The organism is Streptomyces sp. 150FB, from assembly GCF_000818195.1.
GTDB lineage: Bacteria > Actinomycetota > Actinomycetes > Streptomycetales > Streptomycetaceae > Streptomyces.
Genome location: NZ_JTHL01000001.1, coordinates 509,808 through 514,490, shown reverse-complemented (window position 1 = coordinate 514,490; position 4,683 = coordinate 509,808). Strand labels below are relative to the sequence as shown.

Below are 4,683 nucleotides of genomic sequence, written 5' to 3'. Positions count from 1 at the left end.
GCAGAGCGGCGACCGCCACCGCGCCCACCGCCGACGCCACCACCAGGCCGCGCCTGCGCTGTGCGGTACGGGCGGCTCTTCGCCGCGCGGCGCGCCCCGTACGCCCCCCGCCGGCGTCGGTGTCCGTGAGGTCCACGATTTCTGATGCATCGTCAACTACGGCTTCGGGGGCAGGAGATGAAGTGCCCCACGGAGCGACCGGGGCAGGCAGTGGGAGCAACGGCAGTCCGCTCAGCAGCCGTTCGACGGGCACCTTGGACACGTCGCCGGCGCCGCACACCTCGCAGCTCCTGAGATGCCGGCCGAAGCGCTTGCGCCACAGCGGCTCCGGCTCGCCCATCCACAGGGCCCGCATGGAGTCCAGGCTCCGGCAGTGCCCCGAAGTCCCGTTCAGCGCACGGACGATGGAGCGGCACAGCTCGATCTGCTCGCGCAAGCGCTGGACGCGCACCGCCGCGTGCCGCTCGGACAGCCCGAGGGACGCGGCCAGTTCGGCGCGCGTCAGCTCCTCGGAGCACTCCAGCCACCACAGCGCGAGCAGGGTGCGGTCGGAGTCCACGAGCCAGCGGGTGGCCTCGGCGACCTCGCGACGCTGGTCGGTCAGCCCCAGCCGCAGGATGGTGAGCGAAGCGAAGTCCGAGGCGGGGTCAGCCACTTGGTCGATGGACTCCAGCGGCGCTGTGCGGTCGACAGCCGCCGTACGCGCGTGCTCGCGGTCACGAATCTGGCGTACGGCGATCGCCACCGCCCAGGAGCGGAAGGCGTCGGGGTCACGCAGACCCGGCAGGCCCCGCACGATCCGTACCAGCGTCTCCTGCACGACGTCGTCGACATCGCTGTGCCCGTCGAGCGCCCGCCCCACCACGTTGTAGATCAATGGCATGCAGGAGGCGACCAGTGTGTCCAGAGCGTGCTGGTCGCCCTCGCGGGCGGCCAGCACCAGGGCATGGTCGGGTCCACTGCGGTCACTTCCGTACACGGCGCTCCACCTTGTTCTCGTCCGTCACACACAGGAGACCCCCTGGAGCCCCGCCGGACAACAGAAAACGGGGTACGGATTTTCGCCCGCCGTGATGAACGCGTAGGTGGAGCGATGTGTACGGAGTGTCAGCGGCGGCTCCGGCTTCTGGACCCCCAGCCGGTTCCGACGCCCGCGACGTGCAGCGCGAGCACGGCGAGGCCCAGAAGCATGAGACTCATCGGGGCGAAAACGGCGTCGACGGAAGTGTCCGTCGCGTTGATGATGAACGCGATGGCGAAGAGCACTGCTGCCACGAAACCCAACATCGATGTCTCCCGGTGTTCGACGGCCGGCCACACAACGGAGAGCGGTGGTCGTGCCGTTGAGCGCCGAGTGCCCGTTGCCCGCCGGATCAGTCGCGCGCTCGGGCACCGATCCGGTGACACCTCACGAGAGGGCCGCGCCCTGGGTGAGGAGCAGTGTCACATCGGCGGCCGCGACAACGATCGCCGCGAGGAACGGCAGCTTCGGCCGGCGTGATCCCAGCACCGCGCCGCCCACCGCCGCGACCAGCGCCACACCGACGGCGACGGCGCCCAGGGCACCGGGCCGTCCCAGGGCGAGCAGGATCGTCGCGGCCACCAGCGGGAGGGGCAGCAGCAGCCGGACCGCGGTGGGACCGAGGCGCTGCGGCCAGCCGCGTACCCCCGTCGCCAGATCGGCCTCGATGTCCGGCAGCACATTGCCGAGATGGGCCCCGACCCCGACCAGCGCGGCGGCGGTGACGATCCACCAGGCAGGAGTGGCAGCACCGGGCAGGCCGAGCGTGACGAACGCGGGCAGAGAGGCGAAACCGATCGCGTACGGCAGCCAGGACAGCGGTGTCGACTTGAGCCCGAAGTTGTACGCCCAGGCGGCCAGCACACCCGCCAGATGCACCGCGCCGGCGAGCAGCCCGTACAGCAGCGAGAGCGGCACGCACAGGACGAGCGCGACCAGGGCCGCGTTCCGTACGGTCCGCGCCCCCACCGCGCCGCCCGCCACCGGCTTGTCGCCCCGGCCCACCGCCGTGTCACGCACCGCGTCCACCGCGTCGTTGCTCCAGCCCACCGAGAGCTGGCCGGCCAGGACGGCGGCGGTGGCGAGTACGCACCCGGGCGTGTCCTGGCCCGCCGCGACGGCGAGACCGGCCACCAGCAGGGTCACCACGACCGTCGGGCCCGGATGACACGACTTCAGCAGCGCGGCCAGGCGCTTCAGCGACGCGGCCGGGCGCCCGGCGGGACGACCTGGCACACGGCTCGGGGCGCCCCCCGGCTGGTGTCCCGGCGGCGTGTCGAGCGGGGGCCGGCCGGGGGGTGACGGCCGTTCGATGGCGTCCACGGCCTCATCGTATGCGCCGTCATGCCCGGGACCCGGCAGCCGCGTTCGGGGGCCGTCCGGGTGGCGCCCGCGGGATGGGTCCGGCTCGCGCCGCAGCGGCCGTACGAGGGGCGTATGGGGCAATTAGCGTGTGGTGTGCCGATGGCGGGGCAGAGATTGCACGTTCACCTACCCTCGACCTCGGACCGCAGATGACACGCATCGCAGCCGTCCATGGAGCCCTGGCTCCGCACAAGCACAGCCAACAGGACATCACCGACATGGTCGCCAAGACCTGTCTGCCCGACGGGGCCGACCGCCGCGTCCTCGACCGGTTGCACCGAAGCGCCCGGGTCGACACCCGGCACATGGCGCTGTCCCTGGACCGCTACCCGGAACTCGAGGACTTCGGCGCCGTCAACGACGCCTTCATCGCGGAGGCCGTCCCCCTCGGCGCCGAAGCGGTCTCCGCCGCGCTGGACGAGGCGGGCCTGTCCCCGCGCGACGTCGACCTGCTGATGTTCACCTCGGTGACGGGCATCGCCGCGCCGTCCATCGACGCCCGGCTCGTGGGACGGCTCGGCCTGCGCCCCGACGTCAAAAGGCTGCCGATCTTCGGACTCGGCTGTGTGGCGGGAGCCGCCGGCATCGCCCGGCTGCACGACTACCTGCTGGGACACCCCGACGACGTGGCGGTCCTGCTCTCGGTCGAACTGTGCACACTCACCTTCCAGCGAAACGATTCCTCGGCGGCCAACCTGGTCGCCAGTGGACTCTTCGGTGACGGGGCGGGGGCGCTCGTCGCCTGCGGCGCGCGGCGCGGCGGCGACGGTCCGGTGGTCGTCGACTCCCGCAGCCGGATGTATCCCGACACCGAGCATGTGATGGGCTGGGACATCACCGGATCCGGCTTCCGCATCATCCTCGACGCGAGCGTGCCGGAACTCGTACGGAAGAACCTCGCCACCGAAGTCGACGCCTTCCTCGCCGACCACGGCCTCACCCGTGACGACATCACGGCCTGGGTGTGCCACCCCGGCGGCCCGAAGGTGCTCGAAGCGGTCGAGGACGTACTCGAACTCCCCGACGGCGCCCTCGATGTCACCTGGCGTTCGCTGGCACAGGTCGGGAATCTCTCGTCCTCCTCCGTCCTGCACGTCCTGCGTGACACCCTGGCGGAACGGCGGCCACCGGCCGGCACCGCGGGGCTGGTGCTCGCCATGGGTCCCGGCTTCTGCTCCGAGATGGTCCTGCTCCGCTGGTGACGAAGGACGGAACGACATGATCTGGTACACGCTGCTGATCCTGGCCGTCGGCGGTGAACGCGTCGCCGAACTCGTCGTGTCCAAGCGCAATCTGCGCTGGAGCCTGGAGCGCGGCGGCGTCGAGCGGGGCCGGGGCCACTACCCGCCGATGGTCGTCCTGCACACCGGGCTGCTGCTGGGATGCCTGGCCGAAGTGTGGCTGGCCGACCGGCCGTTCGACCCCGCGCTCGGCTGGACGATGTTCGCCCTCGTACTGGCGGCGCAGGCGCTGCGCTGGTGGTGCATCGGCACGCTGGGGCCCCGCTGGAACACCCGGGTGGTGACCGTGCCGGGGCTGCCGCTGGTGACGGGCGGCCCGTACCGGCTGATCAGGCACCCCAACTACGTCGCGGTGGTGGTCGAGGGCGTCGCGCTGCCGCTCGTGCACGGCGGCTGGCTGACGGCGCTGGTGTTCACGGTGCTCAACGCGTGGCTGCTGACCGTACGCATCCGGTGCGAGAACACCGCGCTCGCCACGGCTCCGGCACTCGGCGACGAGGCAGGCAGCGACACCGGCGGCGACCGGAGTGGCGGCGACCAGGGAGGCGCGGCTCCGGCCGGCGGTGTGAGTACGGCCGACGTACGCCCGTGATCGACCTGCTCGTGGTGGGCGGCGGCCCGGCCGGACTCGCCACCGCGCTGCACGCGACGCTGGCCGGCCTGGAGACGGTGGTCCTGGAACCGCGCACCACCCCCGTCGACAAGGCGTGCGGCGAAGGCGTCATGCCCAGCGGGGTACGCGCGCTCGGCGCCCTCGGCCTCCGGCTCCCGCCCGGCCACCCGCTGCGCGGCATCCGCTATGTGCGCGGCGACCACCGGGCCGAGGCGCTCTTCGACGGACCGGGGCTGGGCGTACGGCGTACGGAACTCCACGCGGCGCTGGCCCGGCGCGCCGAGGAGGCCGGCGTCCGGGTGGTGAACGCCCGCGCCGGCGAGGTGGAGCAGGGACCCGACTCCGTCACCGCCGCCGGGCTGCGCGCCCGCTGGCTGGTGGCGGCGGACGGGCTGCACTCGCCCGTACGGCGCTCCCTCGGCCTGGACCTGCCCGACCGGCGG

General features: G+C 72.5%; 5 protein-coding genes and 1 pseudogene. 3 read left to right on the top strand and 3 right to left on the bottom strand.

Annotated elements, in window-relative coordinates; genetic code table 11:
* The 3 genes from QR77_RS48110 to QR77_RS02060 all read right to left on the bottom strand — a co-directional run.
* Nucleotides 1–979: sigma-70 family RNA polymerase sigma factor (locus QR77_RS48110; protein WP_236710494.1), on the bottom strand; the 979-nt coding region annotated here is incomplete at its 3' end.
* Between the two features lie 128 nt (nt 980–1,107).
* Nucleotides 1,108–1,287 (bottom strand): hypothetical protein, encoded by a 180-nt coding sequence (locus QR77_RS02065; RefSeq protein ID WP_040027121.1) that lies wholly within the window; start codon nt 1,285–1,287, stop codon nt 1,108–1,110.
* Nucleotides 1,288–1,408: 121 nt separating this feature from the next.
* Nucleotides 1,409–2,344: a UbiA family prenyltransferase gene (locus QR77_RS02060; protein WP_078876439.1), complete on the bottom strand. Its 936-nt coding sequence runs from the start codon at nt 2,342–2,344 to the stop codon at nt 1,409–1,411.
* 191 nt (nt 2,345–2,535) lie between these two features.
* Here QR77_RS02060 and QR77_RS02055 point away from each other — a divergent pair, with 191 nt between their 5' ends.
* The 3 genes and pseudogenes from QR77_RS02055 to QR77_RS48105 form a co-directional block, all read left to right on the top strand.
* Nucleotides 2,536–3,588 (top strand): 3-oxoacyl-[acyl-carrier-protein] synthase III C-terminal domain-containing protein, encoded by a 1,053-nt coding sequence (locus QR77_RS02055; protein ID WP_040019380.1) that lies wholly within the window; start codon nt 2,536–2,538, stop codon nt 3,586–3,588.
* A 16-nt stretch (nt 3,589–3,604) separates the two neighbouring features.
* A pseudogene (locus QR77_RS02050) lies at nt 3,605–4,114 on the top strand (isoprenylcysteine carboxyl methyltransferase family protein); the annotation flags it as partial.
* Between the two features lie 101 nt (nt 4,115–4,215).
* Nucleotides 4,216–4,683: FAD-dependent monooxygenase (locus tag QR77_RS48105; protein ID WP_236710493.1), on the top strand; the 468-nt coding region annotated here is incomplete at its 3' end.

Excerpts from the sequence above, each read along its gene's own strand:
- QR77_RS02065 (WP_040027121.1), bottom strand. The coding sequence starts at position 1,287 with ATGTTGGGTTTCGTGGCAGCAGTGCTCTTCGCCATCGCGTTCATCATC.
- QR77_RS02055 (WP_040019380.1), top strand. The coding sequence starts at position 2,536 with ATGACACGCATCGCAGCCGTCCATGGAGCCCTGGCTCCGCACAAGCAC.